The 20,725-nt window shown below is 57.2% G+C and carries 19 protein-coding genes; 13 read left to right on the plus strand and 6 right to left on the minus strand.

Annotated elements, in window-relative coordinates:
* Position 1: 1 nt before the first annotated feature.
* Positions 2-2,137 carry an intracellular growth attenuator family protein gene (locus LJA86_RS19425; protein ID WP_045909339.1) on the minus strand — a complete coding sequence of 712 codons (2,136 nt, stop codon included), beginning with the start codon at positions 2,135-2,137 and terminating at the stop codon, positions 2-4.
* 324 nt (positions 2,138-2,461) lie between these two features.
* Here LJA86_RS19425 and nudE point away from each other — a divergent pair, with 324 nt between their 5' ends.
* Positions 2,462-3,022 (plus strand): ADP compounds hydrolase NudE, encoded by a 561-nt coding sequence (gene nudE / locus LJA86_RS19430; RefSeq protein WP_008503041.1) that lies wholly within the window; start codon positions 2,462-2,464, stop codon positions 3,020-3,022.
* 80 nt (positions 3,023-3,102) lie between these two features.
* Here nudE and mrcA read toward each other — a convergent pair whose 3' ends face one another.
* The gene (mrcA, locus tag LJA86_RS19435; RefSeq protein ID WP_045909338.1) at positions 3,103-5,655 is read right to left on the minus strand and encodes a peptidoglycan glycosyltransferase/peptidoglycan DD-transpeptidase MrcA; all 2,553 of its coding nucleotides are present in this window, start codon (positions 5,653-5,655) and stop codon (positions 3,103-3,105) included.
* 120 nt (positions 5,656-5,775) lie between these two features.
* On the opposite strand from mrcA, the gene pilM reads away from it, so the two are divergent.
* From pilM to trpS, 12 genes are all read left to right on the plus strand, one after another.
* Positions 5,776-6,552: a pilus assembly protein PilM gene (gene pilM / locus LJA86_RS19440; protein WP_229226601.1), complete on the plus strand. Its 777-nt coding sequence runs from the start codon at positions 5,776-5,778 to the stop codon at positions 6,550-6,552.
* On the plus strand, positions 6,549-7,043 hold the full coding sequence (locus tag LJA86_RS19445; protein ID WP_111967810.1) for a PilN domain-containing protein: 495 nt from the start codon (positions 6,549-6,551) through the stop codon (positions 7,041-7,043). The genes pilM and LJA86_RS19445 overlap by 4 nt, the downstream gene beginning before the upstream one ends.
* A gap of 3 nt (positions 7,044-7,046) precedes the next feature.
* On the plus strand, positions 7,047-7,502 hold the full coding sequence (locus LJA86_RS19450) for a HofO (protein ID WP_229226602.1): 456 nt from the start codon (positions 7,047-7,049) through the stop codon (positions 7,500-7,502).
* A complete protein-coding gene (locus tag LJA86_RS19455; protein WP_045909334.1) occupies positions 7,492-7,896 on the plus strand; it encodes a HofP DNA utilization family protein in 405 nt (134 codons plus the stop codon). Before LJA86_RS19450 ends, LJA86_RS19455 begins: the two co-directional genes overlap by 11 nt.
* Entirely contained in the window at positions 7,808-9,046 is a 1,239-nt protein-coding gene (hofQ, locus tag LJA86_RS19460; RefSeq protein WP_045909333.1) for a DNA uptake porin HofQ, read from the plus strand. The genes LJA86_RS19455 and hofQ overlap by 89 nt, the downstream gene beginning before the upstream one ends.
* Before the next feature lie 286 nt (positions 9,047-9,332).
* Entirely contained in the window at positions 9,333-9,854 is a 522-nt protein-coding gene (aroK, locus tag LJA86_RS19465; RefSeq protein ID WP_003861630.1) for a shikimate kinase AroK, read from the plus strand.
* A 57-nt stretch (positions 9,855-9,911) separates the two neighbouring features.
* Complete coding sequence (gene aroB / locus LJA86_RS19470; protein WP_024907920.1) at positions 9,912-11,000, plus strand: 3-dehydroquinate synthase; 1,089 nt, start codon at positions 9,912-9,914, stop codon at positions 10,998-11,000.
* Positions 11,001-11,092: 92 nt separating this feature from the next.
* Complete coding sequence (gene damX, locus LJA86_RS19475; protein WP_048027685.1) at positions 11,093-12,394, plus strand: cell division protein DamX; 1,302 nt, start codon at positions 11,093-11,095, stop codon at positions 12,392-12,394.
* A gap of 67 nt (positions 12,395-12,461) precedes the next feature.
* Positions 12,462-13,274, plus strand: a complete 813-nt coding sequence (dam, locus tag LJA86_RS19480) for an adenine-specific DNA-methyltransferase (RefSeq protein ID WP_229226603.1) — start codon at positions 12,462-12,464, stop codon at positions 13,272-13,274.
* Between the two features lie 41 nt (positions 13,275-13,315).
* A complete protein-coding gene (gene rpe / locus LJA86_RS19485; protein ID WP_008503032.1) occupies positions 13,316-13,993 on the plus strand; it encodes a ribulose-phosphate 3-epimerase in 678 nt (225 codons plus the stop codon).
* The gene (gene gph / locus LJA86_RS19490; RefSeq protein WP_045909330.1) at positions 13,986-14,747 is read left to right on the plus strand and encodes a phosphoglycolate phosphatase; all 762 of its coding nucleotides are present in this window, start codon (positions 13,986-13,988) and stop codon (positions 14,745-14,747) included. Before rpe ends, gph begins: the two co-directional genes overlap by 8 nt.
* On the plus strand, positions 14,740-15,744 hold the full coding sequence (gene trpS, locus LJA86_RS19495) for a tryptophan--tRNA ligase (protein ID WP_229226604.1): 1,005 nt from the start codon (positions 14,740-14,742) through the stop codon (positions 15,742-15,744). Before gph ends, trpS begins: the two co-directional genes overlap by 8 nt.
* Before the next feature lie 142 nt (positions 15,745-15,886).
* Here the strand turns inward: trpS and LJA86_RS19500 are convergent, their stop codons facing one another.
* The 4 genes from LJA86_RS19500 to nirB form a co-directional block, all read right to left on the minus strand.
* Positions 15,887-16,057, minus strand: coding sequence for a YhfL family protein (locus LJA86_RS19500; RefSeq protein WP_008503029.1), 171 nt, complete (start codon positions 16,055-16,057; stop codon positions 15,887-15,889).
* A gap of 137 nt (positions 16,058-16,194) precedes the next feature.
* Entirely contained in the window at positions 16,195-17,568 is a 1,374-nt protein-coding gene (cysG, locus tag LJA86_RS19505) for a siroheme synthase CysG (RefSeq protein ID WP_008503028.1), read from the minus strand.
* A gap of 134 nt (positions 17,569-17,702) precedes the next feature.
* Positions 17,703-18,029 carry a nitrite reductase small subunit NirD gene (gene nirD, locus LJA86_RS19510; protein ID WP_008503027.1) on the minus strand — a complete coding sequence of 109 codons (327 nt, stop codon included), beginning with the start codon at positions 18,027-18,029 and terminating at the stop codon, positions 17,703-17,705.
* A complete protein-coding gene (gene nirB / locus LJA86_RS19515) occupies positions 18,026-20,569 on the minus strand; it encodes a nitrite reductase large subunit NirB (RefSeq protein WP_229226605.1) in 2,544 nt (847 codons plus the stop codon). Before nirB ends, nirD begins: the two co-directional genes overlap by 4 nt.
* Positions 20,570-20,725: the final 156 nt, after the last annotated feature.

The following is a 20,725-nucleotide window of genomic DNA, read 5'->3' on the forward strand; positions in this document are numbered from 1 at the left end:
ATCAGATCAGGCTCTCAGAGGAGGGGATCAGCTTAGGATTGAGGCAGTTTTCGTAATATTGCTGGATCTCGGCAAGCCGGGTGCGCGAGCGCTGGTAGCGGCGCAGGGCCATAAAGCCGTTCCAGAAAATGGCGATCAGCATTGCGGTCATCAGCAGAGAGGTGCCGATGTAACGCCATAGCCCTGCGCTATCCGGCATCCGGTGCAGGCCGATATGGCGAGTGCCGTTGGCGTCGGTGTAAAGGCTTGTGACGATCCCTTCGGCACTGAACGGCGTTTGCATCAGCATCTGCGCCAGGCGCTGGAATTGACTCCACTGCTCCTGCGCCGGGTAGTCGTAAAGCGCAACCTGCGGGTAAGGCTGATCGACCAGGTCGCTGCCCTCATCGCTAACAATCACAAACCCGCCCGGTGCCGGGCTGTTCAGCGCCTGAGCCGCTCGGGTGGTCTCGCGCATCATGAACGGCGACGTGGAAGTGGCGACCAGGTTATCCAGCGATTCAGCGCTCACCGGACGCAGCAGCACGTTGACGCCATCCAGCCGTCCAGCTTCGGCGCGTTTCACCAGCGAGTCCCAGTCTTTACTGTTCCCCAGGTTTACCAGGGCATTTTTAAGACGTATGCACTCATCCTGCGAAGAACAGAGATCCTGTGTTTTCAGAACGATGTCACCAAAATCATCCAGCAGAACCATGCCTGACTTTTGAATGGCCGAGCGCAGCGCGGGGCTGACGCGCGAATCATCGTCCGGTTTCGGATGCAGCTGGCGGTTAACCGTCTGGGTAAGGGCCGTGGCTTTATTCACCACTTCGGATTCCGGCAGCGGCAGCGGCGGTGCGTCGTTCCAGATAATTTGCGAGCAATCAAACGGCATGAACGGTGAGTTCTGGCGCGTGTTCCACGCCCCCGGCGTGTGAATATTACACATCCCGGTTCCCTTCAGGCGCAGCGTGTCCCCCACGCGGACACCGGCTTCATCCAGCTTGTTGACGCTTGTCGCTTCAATGGTTTGCGCCCCTTTGATCCACGACAGGGTGAATTTGATGGGCATATCCAGCGGCACAAAGAGCAGCAGCATGACTAAGACCAGCGCCGCGCCTCCGGCAATGACCGTGCTGCGAAGCCAGTGCTGAAGCGGGAAATTTTTCACTTCATCATGCAGGGATAAGAAGCGCCCCTGACGCACAACGTGGCGGTCAAGGTAGATATCAATATCGGTTTTCTGGCCCAGGTCCTGCGCAATCCACGGTTGCCAGTGGCGCGGGTAGATCAGGTCAATAATTCCCAGCGAGATATTGTTGAGGTGTTCCTGATCGTTTTCACCGAAAAGACCCCAGCGCTTTGGCGTACCGCGCAGGCAGTGGATCTCGCGCAACGAGGTTTTGGCCGGTGGAGCAAAGAGCCCCCAAAGTCCGCCCGCCAGCAGCAGCACCGCACCGCCCGCCAGCCAGGGGACAAACACATCCGGCGTCAGCAGGCAGATAAAAAAGAGCAGGAAAGCGGCGACGATCAGCAGAGCTTCACGAATGCCATCCGGGCGGCTCAGGGCGTACTCTTCATGGGTTTCCTGGCGAATGTTCAGCAGTTCAATCTGCTCTGTCTCTTCGCCACGAATGGAGGCCTGCGTTGAACTGGCGCGTTCCAGCGCAAAACGCGGGGCTTCCTGAAGATATTCATTCAGCGTGTGGCCGTTAAGCGAGATAACCAGAGGCAACGAATCGGTGTGAATCAGCTCAACGCTGTTTTCGTCATTAATGTATTGCTCCCATGACGGAGGCAGATGCACTTCGACGGAATCCAGGTAATAGCGCCATTTGTTGGGGTCATCAGTGGTAATGCCGTAGCGCGTGATGGAACGCGTCACGCAGAGCACGGTGTCACTTTGCGCATTAAGCTTTAGCGCGACGGGCGCAGTGGTGGCTCCCGTTGGCCCAGGCGTGAGCTGAGAACGGTTCAGGATTTCCAGATAGTTTTCAACTGCATCGCGCTCTTCTTGCGTGAGTTTACGCGTGGTCGCGCCTGCAAATGCATTTAAAAAGGGCAGACGATAACGTCGCTGTACGCGACGCCTGTACAACCACCCTGCAACCAATGCGCCGGCCAGCATAGCAGCGAGAACAATCAAAATGGTGCTCATGCTTTCCCCATCTTACTTATCTTCTTACAGGTGTAGTCAGTAGCACCTTTACATTGAATGAGTGTCTGTGGTTGGCTATCGGCAAGTATGGAGTCGAACTTGAGCATTCTGAAGCGCATCCCAGTGACCGGTGATGATAGCAAAGCCTGTTATGGCGCGATATCAGCAAATTCCTGGAAACATTTCAACCTCTTGACATTTGTTTTGAATTGAGGATTGATCCCAAATACGTTGCATAAATGTAAATAAAGAACAATTGACATTGCCGAAACCGTGCGGCGTATCGCACAATAACCCCAGTTCTCACTGCTAAGACCCATCAAGATGAGCAAACCACTACAAAAACCCACCATTCTGAATGTTGAAACTGTCGCCAAATCGCGCCTGTTTAATGTCGAAAGTGTGGATCTGGAGTTCAGCAACGGTGTGCGTCGCGTTTATGAACGTATGCGCCCCTCGTCGCGCGAAGCGGTGATGATTGTGCCGATTGTCGACGATCATCTGATTTTGATCCGCGAATACGCGGTGGGAACGGAATCTTACGAGCTTGGGTTCTCGAAAGGGCTTATTGACCCAGGTGAAACCGTCTTTGAAGCGGCCAACCGCGAGCTGAAAGAAGAGGTGGGCTTCGGGGCGAATGAGCTTTCATTCCTGAAAAAACTGAGCATGGCGCCGTCCTATTTTTCCAGCAAAATGAATATCGTGGTGGCGGAAGATCTCTATCCTGAATCGCTGGAAGGGGATGAGCCGGAGCCGCTGCCGCAGGTTCGCTGGCCGCTGGCGCACCTGATGGATCTGCTGGAAGACCCTGACTTTAATGAGGCTCGCAACGTGAGCGCACTGTTCCTGGTACGGGAGTGGTTGAAGGGGCAGGGGCGACTGTAGGCCATAAAAAAAGCCGGGTGGCGGCTTCGCCTTACCCGGCCTACGATGCTTTGCCCGGTTTTTACCGGGCATTTTTATTTTTAGAACAGCTCGTGCGTTTCGCCGTTATCGATAATCTCTGTACCCACCTCGTGCACCGCCTGTGTGGTTGGCTGCGTGCCCTCAATGAAATACTCTTCGCGACTGTTACCGCCGTTGGCGAGCTGGCCCGTGCTACGGTCGATATTGACCGTCACCACGCCCGGCGGTGGCGTCAGCGGCTGCTCCGGCACGCCTTCAAGAACGGACTTCATGTAGGCGTCCCAGGCCGGTTGCGCGCTCTTCGCGCCGCCTTCGTAGCCGGAAATCTGATCTTTAATCGCGCCGGATGCCGTGGTACGCCCTAAATCGCGGCGGTGATCGTCGAAGCCGATCCAGACCGAGGTCACCACGCCGGGACCGTAACCGGAGAACCACGCGTCTTTCGAGCTGTTGGTTGTCCCCGTTTTACCGCCGATATCATGGCGCTGCAGATCGCGCCCTGCGCGCCAGCCGGTACCCTGCCAGCCTGGCTCACCGAAGATATTGGTGTTCAGCGCGCTCTTGATCAGGAACGACAGCGGCGTGTTGATCACATGTGGGGCGTACTCCTGCGCGCCGGTCTGCGCGACCAGCGCCTGGTTCGCCTGCTCGAGCTGCGGCTGCGGCACCACGCCGTTCTGCTGCTCCTGCGACACGGCAGGGTCTTCCATGTCCTTATTCTCAAGCACCTCGGATTTCGGCGTATTGCCATAAATGACCGGAATATCGCAGTCAGGGCAGGCAATTTTCGGCTTCGCCTCGAACAGCACGCCGCCCTGATCGTTCTCGATCTTGCTGATGAAGTACGGGTCAATCAGGAAGCCGCCGTTGGCCATCACCGAGTATCCGCGCGCGACCTGAAGCGGCGTAAAGGAGGCTGAGCCTAACGCCAGCGACTCGGTGCGAACGATGTTCTGCGCCGGGAAACCGAAGCGCTGCAGATACTCTGCGGCATAGTCGACGCCCATCGCGCGCATGGCACGCACCATCACCACGTTTTTCGACTGTCCCAGACCCTGACGAAGGCGAATCGGGCCGGCATACTCCGCAGGGGAGTTCTTCGGCTGCCAGTCGGAACCCGCACCCGCATCCCAGCGGGAGATCGGCACGTCGTTGAGGATGCTGGCGAGAGTCAGCCCCTTATCCATCGCGGCCGTGTAGAGGAACGGTTTGATATTGGAACCGACCTGACGCAGCGCCTGGGTGGCGCGGTTAAATTTGCTCTGGTTGAAATCGAACCCGCCGACCAGGGCCAGTACAGCGCCGTTCTGCGGATTGATAGAAACCAGGGCCGAGTTGACGTCCGGCACCTGCGCCAGCCACCAGGATTCGCCGACCTTGCGCACCCAGATTTGCTGCCCGGTCTGTACCGCATCGGTCACTTTACGCGGCGTGGCGCCCTGCAGGGTATCCGAACGGTACGGACGCGCCCAACGGATACCGTCCATGCGCAGGGAGACGGACGTACCGTCCGCGAGCGTTGCAACGGCTTCCTGAGGATCGGCCTGCGTCACCACCGCAGGAAGGAGCGGACCGTAGGTAGGCAGCGCTCTCAGCGTACTGGTGATTTTTTTGCTGTCCCACGCGCTTTCGCCCACCTTCCAGAGCACGTTTGACGGGCCGCGATAGCCGTGACGCATATCGTAGTCCATCACGTTGTTGCGTACCGCTTCCTGCGCCGCCTGCTGCACTTTACGGGTGACGGTGGTGTACACGCGATAGCCATCTTCATAGGCCTTGTCGCCATAGCGATTCACCATCTCCTGGCGAACCATTTCAGTCAGGTAAGGCGCTGAGAAGGCGATCTCCGGGGCGTGGTAGTTAGCGTCAATGACGTCGTTGCGCGCCTGGTCATACTCGCTCTGGCTGATATAGCCTTCGCTCAGCATACGTGACAGAACGACGTTACGACGGGCAGTAGCGCGGTCGAGCGAGTAGAGTGGGTTAAACGTGGACGGCGCTTTTGGCAAACCGGCGATGGTGGCCATTTCGCTTAAGGTGAGTTGCTCAACAGGCTTACCGAAGTACACCTGCGCGGCCGCCCCCACGCCATAGGCACGGTAGCCCAGGTAGATTTTGTTGAGGTACAGCTCAAGGATCTCGTCTTTGCTCAGCAGCTGCTCAATACGGATCGCAAGGAACACCTCTTTGATCTTACGGGTCAGCGTCTTTTCAGGGCTGAGGAAGAAGTTACGCGCCAGCTGCTGCGTAATGGTGCTCGCCCCCTGAGAGGCGTGACCAGAGAACAGCGCAATGCTCGCGGCACGGAAAATCCCCACCGGATCGACACCGTGGTGCTCGTAAAAACGGCTGTCCTCCGTGGCGATAAAGGCTTTCACCATCACGGGGGGGATTTGGTTTAAGGTCAACGGAATACGACGCTTCTCGCCATACTGCGCCATGAGCTCGCCATCGGCGCTATAGACCTGCATCGGGATCTGGAGTCGCACATCGCGAAGCGTGGCGACATCAGGTAGCTGTGGCTCAATATATTTGTACAAACCGTAAATCGAGCCTGCTCCCAGCAGAATGCAACAGACTGCAAGGATGAATAAATACTTTACGAACTTCACCGGAGATTTCCCATTTGGTTTCACTTGGGCAGTTTCTAAACAATCGCGCGGTAGTATAAAGGCAAGCCAGATTCATTGATATAGCCGTCAGGGCGACGGGCGATAAGGAGATCGTGAAGCATGGCCTTCAAAACATGGCAAACGGGCGTTCATATTCAACAGGATAGGGTGCTGATCGTGGCGCTGGCCCGGGAGAAGTCCGGCTGGCGCCTGCGGCGCTGGTGGGCAATCCCGCTGGCCGAAGACATCATTCGTGACGGCAAAATTTGTCAGCCAGAACAGCTGGTTGATGCGTTACGCGACTGGCGAAAAACGCTGCCGCACACCCACCGGGTGTTCCTCTCTTTCCCGGCAGCACGCACCCTGCAGCGGTCGCTTCTCCGTCCAACCGTTGCGCTGCGCGACAGCGAGCAGCTCTCATGGCTTGGCGCCGCGCTCGCCCGCGAACTGGAGATGTCTGCCGATACGCTCTGTTTCGATTACGCGCAGGATACTTTCAGCAATACCTTTCACGTGACGGCCGCACAAAACAAGGAGGTCGACACCCTTCTGGCGCTGGCGAAAACGCTGCGTTTGCGGCTGGTGACCATTACCCCGGATGCCAGCGCGCTGACGAATCTTCTTCCTGCGCTGGCACCGGCGCAGTGCGTCGCCTGGCGGGACGATCGGCAGTGGCTCTGGGCGATGCGCCACCAGTGGGGACGCCGCTTAACTACCGAAGCAGAAAACGTGGCCGCGCTGGCGGCGCTGCTGGCTCTGGAGCCGGATGACATCGCGCTGTTTGATCGCCAACGTGATCCGTGGGAAATCCTGGCGCGCTGCCAGGCTCCGCTGCCGGAATGCGGCGCTGATTATACCGTTGCGCTGGCGTTGGCCATGAGCGAGGTGCCCGAATGAGCATCCTGAACTTTTTGCCCTGGCGACAGCAGCGGCGCACGCGATGCCTGCGTTTCTGGGGCGCAATGTGTGTCGGCACAGTGCTGTTGCTGTTCGTGGTCTGTTTCTGTCTGCGGATGAACCATCTCGTGAGGCTGCGCGCGCTGCAAACGGATCTGACGGGAATGCAGTCCGTGCAGCACGCGCTTGTCGCCCGACAAAGACTGACCGCACAGGCGCAAATGCCCGTGCAGACCCTGCAACGACGCGCATGGCAACCGGTGCTGTCCTCCCTTTCCAGTGCCATTCCGGCACAGGTCTGGCTGACAGAGCTGCGCTATCAGCCGCCTGCGCTGATATTGACCGGTTATGCCATCACCCTGCCGGCCCTCTCTGCCCTGCGCGATGGGCTGGGACAACTCGCGGGCTTTACGTCCGGGACGGCGGGCGAGCTTCGGCAGGATAGCCGGGGGCACTGGCTGTTTACGCTTCATCTCAAAAGCGAGGAGTAACGCGTGGATACCCTGGTAGAACGCTGGTGCGAAAGCCGTCCCCGGCATCGGGTACTCTGCTGGTGCCTGGGGAGTCTCCTGGCAGGACTGGTCGCGTGGGGGACATTGCTCAGACCGGTAGACAAGCAGTGTGCTGAACAACAACGCCAGCTGATTGAAGATGTGAGGACGAACGCGGCGTTATGGCCTGCCGTCAGAAAGGTGCCGTTTCGTCCGGACGCCGTAAAAGCACGGGCGCTGACGTCGTTCTCCCCCCTCGATTTTCAGGGCGATAACACGACGCTGGTTCACTGGAAGCCGCTGCAAAATGGAGGGGAGCTGGCGCTGGATGCGGAGTGGCAGGCCATTCCGGAGCTTTTTTCCCGGCTGGCACAGCAGGATGTGCAGATCGCGGCTTTCACGATTTCGCCACAAGGTTCGGCGTTACGCCTGCGGCTGGAGCTGGAACATGCGAAATAGCGCGCGATTTTTGCTGGTTTGCTCAGTGCTGCTATTAACCGGTATGCGCGATCCGTTCCGTCCCCCGGACGATCCTTGCGCCATTGGCGAGCTGGCGCAGTGGCACTTTCGCGGCATGGTGGAAGGGCAGGAGACTATCGGCATTTTACAGGATGGGCAAAAGCGCTGGTACCGGCTGAAAACGCATGAGCGCTTCCCGGCAGGCTGGAGGATAACAGCCATCAATGCAGCGGAGCTGGCAGTTGATGTGGGTGACACCTGTGACCCGGGAAAATGGACGTGGCAACGAGAAGGAACGGACAAAAATGAATTTACGGATAATGCTGTGGCTGCTGGCGTTCAGCCATCCCCTGTGGGCCGCCGAGCCAAAACCGGTCACGCTGGTGGTGGATGACGTTCCTGTGGTTCAGGTGTTACAGGCCCTGGTCGCACAGGAGAATCGTAATCTGGTGGTATCGCCTGATGTCAGCGGCACGCTTTCGCTAAACCTGACGCGTGTCCCCTGGCGGCAGGCGTTACGGACGGTTGTCACCAGTGCCGGTCTCGTCTTGCGCGAGGAAGGCGGCATTTTTTATGTGCATACCGCGGCCTGGCAGCGTGAGCAGCGGGAGCGTTCAGAGCAGGAACAGGCGCGTCGACAGCTTGATGCCCCGCTGGTCACGCAGGGCATTCCCTTTTCCTATGCCGATGCCGGGGAGCTGCAAAAAGCCGCGGAAAAACTCCTGAGCCCAAAGGGGAGTTTGTCTGTCGACACGCGTACCAACCGTCTGCTGATTCGCGATAACCAGACGGTGGTGGAAACGCTGCAGCGCTGGGCCGCCCAGATGGATATTCCTATCGAGCAGGTCGAATTGGCGGCGCATATTGTGACCATTAACGAAAAAAGCCTGCGTGAGCTTGGGGTGAAGTGGAATCTCGCCGACGCGACCGACGCGGGCAAGGTTGGACAGCTCACGACGCTGGGCAGCGATCTTTCCGTCGCCAGCGCCGCCAGCCACGTGGGTTTTAATATCGGGAGGATCAATGGTCGGCTGCTGGATCTGGAGCTCTCAGCGCTGGAGCAAAAACAGCAGGTCGATATCATCGCCAGCCCGCGGCTGCTGGCCTCGCACGGGCAACCGGCCAGTATCAAACAGGGCAGCGAAATTCCGTATCAGGTCTCAAGCGGGGAAAGCGGCGCCACCTCCGTTGAGTTTAAAGAGGCGGTACTCGGAATGGAGGTCACACCGGTGGTCTTACCGGGGGGACGCGTGCGCCTGAAACTACACATCAGCGAAAATATGCCGGGACAGGTTCTGCAGCAGGCCGATGGCGAAACGCTGGCTATCGACAAGCAGGAGATAGAAACCCAGGTGGAGGTAAAAAGTGGAGAAACGCTGGCGTTGGGCGGAATTTTTTCCCAGAAGAACAAAACTGGCAGTGACAGCGTACCCGGTCTGGGAAGCATCCCCTGGATTGGGTCGCTTTTTCGTCATGACGGGAAAGACAACGAACGGCGTGAATTAGTGGTGTTTATTACACCACGTCTGGTCGGTATTCGCTGACGGGTAACGATCCCCGCAATGATTTTGCATTCAGTTTGTTGCAGATGTTTGACGTGGGGCATGAATTAGCATACAAGGAGTACCGATTTGAGTTGGACTTACGTCTTATTACCTTATGCGCCCGGCGCGGTGATTTAATCAGTTGCCAAACAAGCCGGAGTATTGAGATAATTTTTAGTCTGACTCTCGCTCTATTGCATATGAGGTTTCAGTTCATGTCCTGCTACGCCGGGTGTCTGCGAAGCGGGGATTACCATTAACGAATAGTCTTAGTAGTACCGATAAAATGGCAGAGAAACGCAATATCTTTCTGGTTGGGCCTATGGGTGCCGGCAAAAGCACTATTGGGCGTCAGTTAGCTCAACAACTCAATATGGAATTTTACGATTCTGATCAAGAGATTGAGAAACGAACCGGAGCTGATGTGGGCTGGGTTTTCGACGTAGAAGGCGAAGAAGGTTTCCGTGACCGAGAAGAAAAAGTGATCAACGAACTCACGGAAAAACAGGGCATCGTTCTGGCAACAGGCGGCGGCTCTGTGAAATCTCGCGAAACCCGCAACCGTCTCTCCGCCCGTGGCGTAGTGGTCTATCTTGAGACGACCATTGAGAAACAGCTGGCACGTACGCAGCGCGATAAAAAGCGCCCGCTGCTGCAGGTTGAAACGCCACCACGCGAAGTTCTGGAAGCGTTGGCCGATGAACGCAATCCGCTGTATGAAGAGATTGCTGATGTGACCATTCGTACTGACGACCAGAGCGCTAAAGTGGTTGCAAACCAGATTATTCATATGCTGGAAAGCAACTGATTCTGGCTTTATATACACTCGCCTGCGGGTAAAAGCATTAAAGGTGGATGTCGCGTCATGGAGAGGATTACAGTTACTCTCGGGGAACGTAGTTACCCTATCACCATCGCGGCTGGTTTGTTTAACGACCCAGCTTCCTTTTTACCACTGAAAGCGGGTGATCAGGCGATGCTGGTCACCAATGAGACGCTGGCTCCGCTTTATCTCGACCGTGTGCGCCACCTGCTTGAGCAGGCGGGCGTAAAAGTCGACAGTGTGATTCTCCCCGATGGCGAGCAGTATAAAAGCCTGACGGTACTGGATACCGTCTTTACCGCATTGCTGCAAAAACCGCATGGTCGCGATACAACACTGCTTGCCCTGGGCGGCGGTGTTGTGGGCGATCTGACCGGCTTTGCGGCCGCAAGCTATCAGCGTGGCGTCCGTTTTATTCAAATCCCAACCACGTTGCTGTCCCAGGTCGACTCCTCAGTCGGTGGCAAAACGGCAGTGAACCATCCGCTCGGTAAAAACATGATTGGCGCGTTCTACCAGCCCGCATCGGTGGTGGTGGATCTCGACTGTCTGAAAACGCTGCCGAAGCGCGAACTGGCTTCGGGTCTGGCGGAAGTGATCAAATACGGCATTATTCTGGACGGTGAGTTCTTTAGCTGGCTTGAAGAGAATATGGATGCGTTGCTGGGCCTCGATGAGGCAAAACTGGCATACTGCATTCGTCGTTGCTGTGAGCTGAAAGCAGAAGTTGTTGCCGCAGACGAGCGTGAAACGGGCTTACGTGCTTTACTGAATCTTGGGCATACGTTTGGTCACGCGATTGAAGCCGAAATGGGCTACGGCAACTGGCTGCACGGTGAAGCCGTCGCGGCCGGCATGGTGATGGCTGCCCGCACCTCTGAACGTCTCGGACAGTTCAAACCGGAAGAGACGGCACGTATCATTGCGCTGCTTGAGCGTGCTGGTTTGCCGGTGACCGGGCCGCAGGAGATGTCGGCGCAAGCGTATTTACCCCACATGATGCGCGATAAAAAAGTATTGGCAGGTGAGATGCGTCTTGTACTCCCGCTTGCAATAGGGAAGAGTGAAGTACGCGGCGGAGTGCCGCACGATGTCGTTCTTGGCGCTATCGCTGACTGTCAGCAGGCGTAACAACTAGAAAGGTCAGGCCACTGTCGCAGGTGGTCGTTTAGCTTCAGGTGAAATGCAAAGTCGTTGGCATAAGCCTTTGAGTGGGGTGTTAAATGGATGAATTCAAACCAGAAGACGAGCTGAAACCCGATCCCAGCGATCGTCGTACTGGTCGTTCTCGTCAATCTTCAGAACGTGATAACGAGCCGCAGATCAACTTTGACGATGTTGATCTGGATGCAGACGATCGTCGTCCTTCGCGCAGCCGCAACGCGCACGAAGAGCGAGCAGAAGAGGATTATGAGTCCGAAGAAGATTCAATGGACGAACAGCCTGTAGAGCGTCGCCCGCGTAAACGTAAAAAAGCCGCTGCGCCAAAACCGGCTTCCCGCCAGTATATTATGATGGGCCTTGGCGTTCTGGTGCTTGTGCTGCTGATTGTCGGCATTGGCTCCGCGCTTAAAGCACCGTCAACGAACACAACCGAGCAAACGGCTTCCGCTGAGAAGAGCATCAACCTTTCCGGTAACGATGCGTCCGACCAGGCGAATGGTGCACAGCCAGCGCCGGGTGCCACTTCTGCTGAGCAGACCGCAGGGAACACCACAGCGCCGCAGGATGTTTCTCTGCCGCCTGTTTCTTCAACCCCTGCTCAGGGTCAGGCACCTGCTGCGCCTGAAGGTCAGCAGCGTGTGGAAGTTCAGGGAGACCTGAACAATGCGCTGACGCAGCCGCAGAACCAGCAGCAGGTTGATAACGTCGTGGTTAACTCTACGCTGCCAACTGAACCTGCAACCGTTGCCCCGGTTCGCGGTGGTAACGCTCAGCCGCAAACGGCTGCGACGGAAACCAAGCCGCGCCAGACGCAGACTGCGACACGTCCTGAACGTAAGCAGGCGGTGATTGAGCCTAAGCGTGAAACCAAACCTCAGGCAGTGGTGAAAGCGCCTGAAGTGAAAGCTGTTCCGGCGCAGCCGAAACACACTGAAACGGCTGCGGTGAGCGAGCCTGCTAAAGCGCCCGTCACGCAGACTGCGCCGAAAGCCACAGCGACCACCACGGCACCGGCTGCCACAGCGGCGCCAGCAGCGACGGCAACAGCCTCCAGCAGCGCGGCAGGTAAAACGGCAGGCAACGTTGGATCGCTGAAATCTGCGCCATCCAGCAACTACACGCTGCAGCTGAGCAGTTCGTCTAACTACGACAACCTCAACAGCTGGGCGAAGAAATCAAATCTGAAAAACTACGTTGTTTATCAGACGACCCGTAACGGTCAGCCGTGGTATGTGCTGGTGAGCGGTGTTTATTCGTCCAAAGATGAAGCAAAACGTGCCGTAGCGGCGCTGCCAGCTGACGTTCAGGCGAAGAACCCATGGGCGAAGCCGATTCATCAGGTTCAGGCCGATCTGAAGTAATGTTTAAAGCGCAGGATGCTGTCGGAGCTTTCTCCACAGCCGGAGAAGGTGTAATCAGTTAGTCAGCATGAAAAAAAATCGCGCTTTTCTGAAATGGGCAGGGGGGAAATACCCCCTGCTCGATGATATTAAAAAGCACCTGCCTAAAGGCGAGTGCCTTATCGAACCTTTCGTGGGTGCGGGATCGGTGTTCCTCAACACCGATTTTTCTCGTTATATCCTGGCGGATATCAACAGCGACCTTATCAGCCTCTATAACATCGTTAAGCTGCGTACCGATGAGTATGTCGCCGAGTCGCGCAAACTGTTTACGCCCGAGAACAATAACCCGGACGTTTACTACCAGTTCCGCGCGGAGTTTAACCAAAGCCAGGATCCGTTCCGCAGAGCCCTGCTGTTCCTCTATCTCAACCGGCATGGTTACAACGGCCTGTGCCGGTATAATCTTCGTGGGGAATTTAACGTGCCGTTTGGCCGCTATAAGCGCCCGTATTTCCCTCAGGACGAGCTGTATCACTTTGCCGAAAAAGCACAGAACGCGGAGTTCCATTGCCTCTCCTATGAAGAGTGTATGGAGCTGGCTGGCGTAAATTCGGTGGTTTACTGTGACCCGCCATACGCGCCGCTGTCTGCGACGGCGAACTTCACCGCCTATCACACTAACAGCTTCAGCCCTGCCGAGCAGGCGCGCCTGGCGGAGATGGCGGAAAAGCTGGTCAGCAAAAGAATTCCGGTGTTAATTTCGAATCACGACACGCCTGATACGCGCGAATGGTACAAAGCCGCGAAGCATTTTCAGGTTAAGGTGCGGCGTAGCATTAGCAGCAACGGCGGCACACGTAAAAAGGTGGACGAACTCCTGGCTCTTTATCGCCCCTGAGCCGTTTTGCCCGCCGGTAAACACATTTCAAGGAGAAGCGGATGAAACAGTTTTTGATTGCTCCCTCAATTCTGTCGGCCGATTTTGCCCGCCTGGGTGAAGACACTGCCAACGCACTGGCGGCTGGCGCGGATGTCGTCCATTTCGACGTGATGGATAACCACTACGTTCCAAACCTGACTATCGGTCCGATGGTGCTCAAGGCGCTGCGCAACTATGGCATTACCGCCCCGATCGACGTTCACCTGATGGTGAAACCGGTTGATCGCATCGTGCCTGACTTCGCCGCGGCGGGTGCCAGCATCATCACCTTCCATCCGGAAGCCTCTGAACATGTGGATCGCACGCTGCAGCTGATCAAAGAGAACGGCTGTAAAGCGGGGCTGGTGTTTAACCCGGCCACGCCGCTGAGTTATCTCGACTATGTCATGGACAAGCTGGACGTGATCCTGCTGATGTCCGTTAACCCGGGCTTTGGCGGCCAGTCATTCATCCCTCACACGCTGGATAAGCTGCGTGAAGTCCGCCGTCGTATTGACGAGTCAGGCTACGATATTCGTCTGGAAGTGGACGGCGGCGTGAAAGTGAATAACATTGGTGAAATTGCGGCGGCAGGCGCGGATATGTTCGTTGCCGGTTCAGCCATTTTCGACCAACCGGATTACAAAAAAGTCATCGATGAAATGCGCCGCGAGCTGGCGAAGGTAAGTCATGGATAAATTACAGGCTATTCGGGGTGTGGCATTCGACCTCGACGGCACGCTGGTTGACAGCGCGCCGGGCTTAACGAGCGCCGTTGACCAGGCGCTGTATGCACTTGAACTCCCCGTTGCGGGTGAAGAGCGTGTCGTTACGTGGATTGGCAACGGCGCCGATGTTCTGATGGAGCGCGCGTTGACGTGGGCGCGTCAGGAGCGTGCGTCACAGCGTTCCGCCCAGGGGAAACCGAGCGTCGATCACGCGGACATCCCGCAGGAAGAGCAGCTGCGTATTCTGCGCAAACTGTTCGATCGTTTCTATGAAGAGACCGTCGAGGAGGGCAGCTTCCTGTTCCCGGACGTTCAGGAAACGCTGAGTGCGCTGCACGCGAAGGGCATCCCGCTGGGTCTGGTGACCAACAAACCTACGCCGTTTGTCGCACCGCTGCTCGACGCGCTCGATATCGCGAAGTTTTTCTCCGTGATTGTGGGCGGCGACGATGTGCAAAACAAAAAGCCTCATCCGGAACCGCTGCTGCTGGTGGCAGGAAAATTATCCTTAACGCCTGCGGAGCTGCTCTTTGTCGGCGATTCCCGCAATGATATTCTGGCTGCCCGCGCGGCCGGGTGTCCTTCCGTGGGGTTAACCTATGGCTACAACTACGGTGAAGCCATCACGCTGAGTGAGCCGGATGTCGTTTTCGACCACTTCAAAGATTTGTTGCCCGCACTCGGGCTTTCGCACAGTGAACATCAGGAATTGAATAATGACTAAGCCCATCGTTTTTAGTGGCGCACAGCCTTCAGGTGAATTGACCATTGGTAACTACATGGGTGCGTTACGTCAGTGGGTCAGCATGCAGGATGACTACCATTGCATTTACTGCATCGTCGATCTCCATGCGATTACCGCGCGTCAGGATCCTGAGAAGCTGCGCAAAGCCACGCTGGACACCCTGGCGCTGTACCTGGCCTGCGGTATTGATCCAGAGAAGAGCACCATCTTCGTTCAGTCTCACGTGCCGGAGCACGCGCAGCTGGGCTGGGCGCTGAACTGCTACACCTATTTCGGCGAGCTGAGCCGCATGACCCAGTTCAAGGATAAATCCGCGCGCTACTCTGAAAACATCAACGCCGGTCTGTTTGACTATCCGGTGCTGATGGCGGCAGACATTCTGCTGTACCAGACTAACCAGGTCCCGGTGGGTGAAGACCAAAAGCAGCACCTGGAGCTGAGCCGCGATATCGCCCAGCGCTTCAACGCGATCTACGGCGATGTGTTTAAAGTGCCTGAGCCTTTCATTCCGAAGTCCGGCGCGCGCGTGATGTCGCTGCTGGAGCCGACCAAGAAGATGTCCAAGTCTGACGATAACCGCAACAACGTTATCGGCCTGCTGGAAGATCCGAAATCGGTGGTGAAAAAACTCAAGCGCGCGGTGACCGATTCCGACGAGCCGCCTGTAGTGCGCTACGATGTGCAGAACAAAGCGGGCGTCTCCAACCTGCTGGATATCCTCTCCGGCGTCACCGGCCAGAGCATCCCTCAGCTGGAAAAACACTTCGAAGGCAAGATGTACGGCCACCTGAAAGGCGAAGTGGCAGATGCCGTTTCCGGCATGCTGACCGAGCTGCAGGAGCGTTATCACCGCTACCGTAACGACGAAGCTTTCCTGCAGAAAGTGATGAAAGAGGGCGCGGAAAAAGCCAGCGCGCGCGCGTCCGAAACCCTGAAAGCGGTGTACAACGCGATTGGGTTTGTTGCGAAGCCTTGAGTCTGCTTGCCGGGTGGCGCTAACGCTTACCCGGCCTACAGGATCGTGTAGGTCGGGTAAGGCAAAGCCGCCACCCGACAAAAACACACTCTCCAAAACTAAAAAACCGGGACACCCCGGTTTTTTTACGCCTGTAAAACACTTACTGCTGCGCTGCCGGGCCGCAACCACCGATGATTTTCGAAATGGAGATCGCCGGGTGCAGCAGATAATCGTAGCTGCAATTATTTTTGGTGTTCTGTACGTGACCGGTGCAGGCCGTCAGCGTCGATAACAGGCCAACCAGAACGGCGGCTTTTGCCAGTTTGAACATATGCATTCCTTGTCTAAAAAATGGATGTAATACGAGGGAATAAATGGAAAAGTTCCACTATGCGGGCGGTATGTTATCGGTAGGCGTAAGAGGGGAGTAGTCCGCTTAAGGACTACTCCAGGAAGGGAGAATATGCGTTAGTGATTCGAGAACCAGTTCAGCCTGTCGCGCAGTTCAACCACGCGACCTACCACGATCAGCGCCGGGCTTTCAACCTGCTGCGCCAGCTCGCCTAACTGCGTCAGCACGCCATCCACCACGCGCTGCGTAATGGCGGTGCCGTTTTCGACCAGCGCGACGGGCATATCCGCATTCATACCGTGCTCCAGCAGCTTCGCCTGAATCGTGGCGGCCTGATTGAGCCCCATGTAGAACACCAGCGTCTGCTTTTCGGCGGCCAGGTTATGCCAGTCCAGCTCGCTGCCGGTCTTCAGGTGCCCCGTCACCAGACGTACGCTCTGGGCGTAATCCCGGTGGGTCAGCGGAATGCCAGAGTATGCTGAACAGCCGGATGCCGCCGTAATGCCGGGCACGACAGAGAACGGAATGCCGGCGTCGCACAGGGTTTCCAGCTCCTCGCCGCCGCGCCCAAAGATAAACGGATCGCCGCCCTTAAGGCGCACTACGCGTTTACCTTTCTGCGCCTCGCGCAGCAGGATCTGGTTGATCTCCTCCTGCGGCACGCAGTGGTAGCCCGCCCGTTTGCCCACGAAGACGCGGTCGGCATCGCGACGGACCAGATTCATGATGTCATCGGACACCAGACGGTCGTACACCACGATATCGGCCTGCTGGATCTGCTGTAGCCCTTTCAGCGTCAGCAAGCCCGCATCACCGGGGCCTGCGCCCACCAGCACCACTTCGCCGCGATGGTCCAGCGGTTCGCTCAGCAGCTGTTCGGTCGTCTCTTCAACGGCTTTGGTGTCCTGATTCGCCAGCGACTGCGCCAGCCTGTCGTTCACAAAGAATTTTTCCCAGAAGCGACGGCGCTCGCCCACGGTCGCGAAGGTTTGCTTCACGCGTGAACGCAGCTGCCCGGCATAATGCGCAATCTGGCCAAGATGCTGGGGCAACAGGGCTTCCAGTTTTTCCCGCAGCAGACGCGCGAGAACCGGCGAACGTCCCCCGGACGAGACCGCAATCATCAGCGGCGAGCGGTCGATAATCGACGGCATGATAAAGCTGGCCTCTTTCGGCGCATCCACCACGTTGCAGAAGATACGGCGCGCTTCGCAGGCGTCGCTCACGCGCTGGTTCACTTCATCGTCATCCGTCGCGGCAATGGTCAGCCAGCAGGTATCCAGCAGGGATTCATTAAACGCGCCCTGTTCCAGCGTGAGCATCCCTTCCTGGGCCCAAACCTCAAACTGGGGGGCGAAGGACAGGGCATTCACGGTCAGGCGGGCGCCAGCCTCTAACAGCAGGCGCGCTTTGCGCTCGGCCACGTCGCCGCCGCCCACGAGCAGGCAGTCGCGGTTGCGTAATTGACAAAAAATCGGCAGGTGATCCACGACGTTACCTCACAGCATTCATGGCGGGGGAAGAATTGACGTCAGGATAACAGCAGGAATCGTACAGAACATACGGTTTTTCCTGCCGTTACCCATAAGGGGTCATAAGCCTTTCCTATTGAAAAGGCGAGGGGTTACGCTTTCAGCTGTACCTCGCCGTCCTTCACGCGGACGTCGTAGTGTTTGACCGAGAAGCTTTCATCTTCCATGCAGAGTCCGTCGGTTAAGCGGAAACGCTGCTTTTTCAACGGGCTGGCGACCCACAGTTCACCCTGGTGCTCGGCAATCAGGCCGCGGGAGAGCACGCTGGCCTCAAAGAACGGGTCGATATTGCTGATGGCAAAAACCTGTTCATCGTGGCGAGGGCGGAAAATCGCCACCTGCTCGTTGCCCAGCAGCGCACAGACGCCGGTGGCGGGGAGAATGTCGTTAATATTGCAGATGTTTACCCACTGGCTCATGCGTTTTCCTCCACCAGCGTGACCGGAATACGTTCATACGGCGTCGCCGGACGATGCTGTTCGCGCTCCGGTACAACCTGTACGTTCGGGTCGCGCTGGCTGCTGTTGATAAAGTGTTTGAAGCGCGTCTGCGCCGCCGGGGTGTTAACGGTTTCCGTCCACTCGCAGATCACCGCCTCGCGCAGGCGCGCCATCTCCGCTTCCAGATGTTCGTTCAGGCCCAGCTTGTCGTCGATAATGACCGATTTCAGGTAGTCGATGCCGCCTTCGAGGTTATCGAGCCAGGAGGCGGTACGGGTCAGCTTATCGGCGGTACGGATGTAGAACATCATGAAGCGGTCGAGATACTGAATCAGCGTGTCACGATCGAGATCTGCCGCCAGCAGGTCCGCATGGCGCGGTTTCATCCCGCCGTTGCCGCACACATACAGGTTCCAGCCTTTCTCGGTGGCAATAATACCCACGTCTTTACCCTGCGCTTCCGCACATTCGCGGGTACAGCCGGAGACGCCGAACTTCATTTTGTGCGGGGTACGGATGCCTTTGTAGCGGTTTTCCAGCTCAACGCCGAAGCCCACGCTGTCGCCGACGCCGTAGCGACACCAGGTGCTGCCCACGCAGGTTTTCGCCATGCGCAGCGCTTTAGCGTACGCGTGGCCGGTTTCGAAGCCCGCTTCAATCAACTGACGCCAGATTTCTGGCAGGTCGTCCTTCTGCGCGCCAAACAGGCCGATACGCTGGGAGCCGGTAATTTTGGTGTAGAGGTTAAATTCACGTGCGATACGGCCTACCGCGACCAGCCCTTCCGGCGTGATTTCACCACCGGCCGAGCGTGGAATCACGGAGTAGGTGCCGTCTTTCTGGATGTTGGCCAGGAAGTTGTCGTTGGTGTCCTGCAGCGGCGTATGCTCGGGCTTGAGCACGTACTCGTTCCAGCAGGAGGCCAGCAGGGAGCCGACGGTCGGTTTACACACTTCACAGCCGTAGCCCTGGCCGTGCTTCGCCAGCAGTTCGTCGAAGGATTTGATGCCTTCCACGCGGATCAGGTGGTACAGCTCCTGGCGAGAATACGCGAAGTGCTCGCACAGGTTGTTGTTCACTTCGATGCCCTGTTTCGCCAGTTCGGCGTTCAGCACCTGAGTGACCAGCGGAATACAGCCGCCGCAGCCAGTACCGGCTTTGGTTTCCGCTTTCAGCGCCGCAACGGTGTGGCACCCTTTGTTGATCGCGGAGATCAGCATGCCTTTGGTCACGTCGAAGCAGGAGCAAATCTGCGCGCTGTCCGGCAGTTTATCCACGCCGATGGACGGCTTGCCGCTGGAGGCGTGCGCCGGGAGGATCAGCGCGTCCGGGTTTTCCGGCAGCTCGATGGCGTTGAGCACCAGCTGGAGCAGGTTACCGAAGTCGCTGGTGTCGCCCACCAGCACCGCGCCGAGCAGGGTTTTGTTGTCCTGGCTGACGATGAGTCGTTTGTAGACCTCTTTGCTTTCGTCCAGATAGACGTAGCTGCGGGAATTCGGGGTACGGCCGTGCGCATCGCCAATACCGCCTACGTCCACGCCCAGCAGCTTCAGCTTGGCGCTCATGTCTGCGCCGGTGAAGGCGTTTTCGTTACCGAGGATATGATCCACGGCGACCTGCGCCATTTTGTAGCCCGGCGCCACCAGGCCGTATACGCGGTTGTTCCAGCTGGCGCATTCGCCGATGGCGTAGATATCCGGATCGGAGGTCTGGCAGGTGTCGTTAATCATGATCCCGCCGCGCTGCGCGACGGCCAGACCGCACTGCGTCGCCAGCTTGTCGCGCGGACGAATACCGGTGGAGAAGACGATGAAGTCCACCTCCAGCTCGCTGCCGTCGGCAAAGCGCATGGTTTTGCGCGCTTCAGTCCCTTCCTGAACGATCTCTTTGGTGTTCTTGCTGGTGTGAACCTTCACGCCCATGCTTTCGATTTTACGACGCAGCTGGTCACCACCCATGTGGTCGAGCTGTTCGGCCATCAGCATCGGGGCAAATTCGATGACGTGGGTTTCCACGCCGAGGTTTTTCAGCGCGCCTGCCGCTTCCAGACCCAGCAGGCCGCCGCCGACAACCGCGCCGCGTTTGCTTCGACGCGCACAGGATTCGATGGCGTTGAGATCTTCAATGGTACGGTAAACGAAGCAATCCTGCGTTTCCGAGCCTTTAATCGGCGGGATCCACGGGTACGAGCCTGTCGCCATGATCAGCTTGTCGTAAAAAACCGTACGGCCAGCACTGGAGTGGATCACTTTTTCCTGACGGTTGATGGTGATAGCTCGTTCGCCCACCAGCACTTTTACGCCATGCTTCTCGTAGAAACCTTCGCGCACCAGAGAGAGCTCTTCGGCGGTATGATGGGAGAAGTAGGAAGACAAGTGCACACGATCGTATGCCTTGCGGGGTTCTTCACAGAACACGGTAATATCGAACTGCTCAGCATCGGCCTTATCGAGAAGATCCTCAATAAAGCGGTGGCCGACCATACCGTTACCGATGATAGCGAGTCTGACTTTGCTCATTATTGCCTCGATTTCTTTTCTATTATTGCCTACCTTAACGATTCAGCAGGGGCGCTTATTGATGCAAATCAAATACGTCTTCGCCTACTCCTTAGGTGGTATATGACTGATTTGTCAGGATTTTTATAAGTGGCGGAAATCGCAGGCTTTTCGTGT

Source organism: Enterobacter sp. TCD1-1 (assembly GCF_020567405.1).
GTDB lineage: Bacteria > Pseudomonadota > Gammaproteobacteria > Enterobacterales > Enterobacteriaceae > Enterobacter > Enterobacter quasiroggenkampii.

What these genes read in the sequence shown, in the direction of transcription:
- trpS (WP_229226604.1), top strand. Translation starts at nt 14,740, where the DNA reads ATGACTAAGCCCATCGTTTTTAGTGGCGCACAGCCTTCAGGTGAATTG.
- LJA86_RS19425 (WP_045909339.1), bottom strand. Translation starts at nt 2,137, where the DNA reads ATGAGCACCATTTTGATTGTTCTCGCTGCTATGCTGGCCGGCGCATTG.
- damX (WP_048027685.1), top strand. Translation starts at nt 11,093, where the DNA reads ATGGATGAATTCAAACCAGAAGACGAGCTGAAACCCGATCCCAGCGAT.
- LJA86_RS19500 (WP_008503029.1), bottom strand. Translation starts at nt 16,057, where the DNA reads ATGTTCAAACTGGCAAAAGCCGCCGTTCTGGTTGGCCTGTTATCGACG.
- LJA86_RS19455 (WP_045909334.1), top strand. Translation starts at nt 7,492, where the DNA reads ATGCGAAATAGCGCGCGATTTTTGCTGGTTTGCTCAGTGCTGCTATTA.
- hofQ (WP_045909333.1), top strand. Translation starts at nt 7,808, where the DNA reads ATGAATTTACGGATAATGCTGTGGCTGCTGGCGTTCAGCCATCCCCTG.
- aroB (WP_024907920.1), top strand. Translation starts at nt 9,912, where the DNA reads ATGGAGAGGATTACAGTTACTCTCGGGGAACGTAGTTACCCTATCACC.
- nirB (WP_229226605.1), bottom strand. Translation starts at nt 20,569, where the DNA reads ATGAGCAAAGTCAGACTCGCTATCATCGGTAACGGTATGGTCGGCCAC.
- gph (WP_045909330.1), top strand. Translation starts at nt 13,986, where the DNA reads ATGGATAAATTACAGGCTATTCGGGGTGTGGCATTCGACCTCGACGGC.
- pilM (WP_229226601.1), top strand. Translation starts at nt 5,776, where the DNA reads ATGGCCTTCAAAACATGGCAAACGGGCGTTCATATTCAACAGGATAGG.
- nudE (WP_008503041.1), top strand. Translation starts at nt 2,462, where the DNA reads ATGAGCAAACCACTACAAAAACCCACCATTCTGAATGTTGAAACTGTC.
- dam (WP_229226603.1), top strand. Translation starts at nt 12,462, where the DNA reads ATGAAAAAAAATCGCGCTTTTCTGAAATGGGCAGGGGGGAAATACCCC.
- nirD (WP_008503027.1), bottom strand. Translation starts at nt 18,029, where the DNA reads ATGAGCCAGTGGGTAAACATCTGCAATATTAACGACATTCTCCCCGCC.
- LJA86_RS19445 (WP_111967810.1), top strand. Translation starts at nt 6,549, where the DNA reads ATGAGCATCCTGAACTTTTTGCCCTGGCGACAGCAGCGGCGCACGCGA.
- aroK (WP_003861630.1), top strand. Translation starts at nt 9,333, where the DNA reads ATGGCAGAGAAACGCAATATCTTTCTGGTTGGGCCTATGGGTGCCGGC.
- rpe (WP_008503032.1), top strand. Translation starts at nt 13,316, where the DNA reads ATGAAACAGTTTTTGATTGCTCCCTCAATTCTGTCGGCCGATTTTGCC.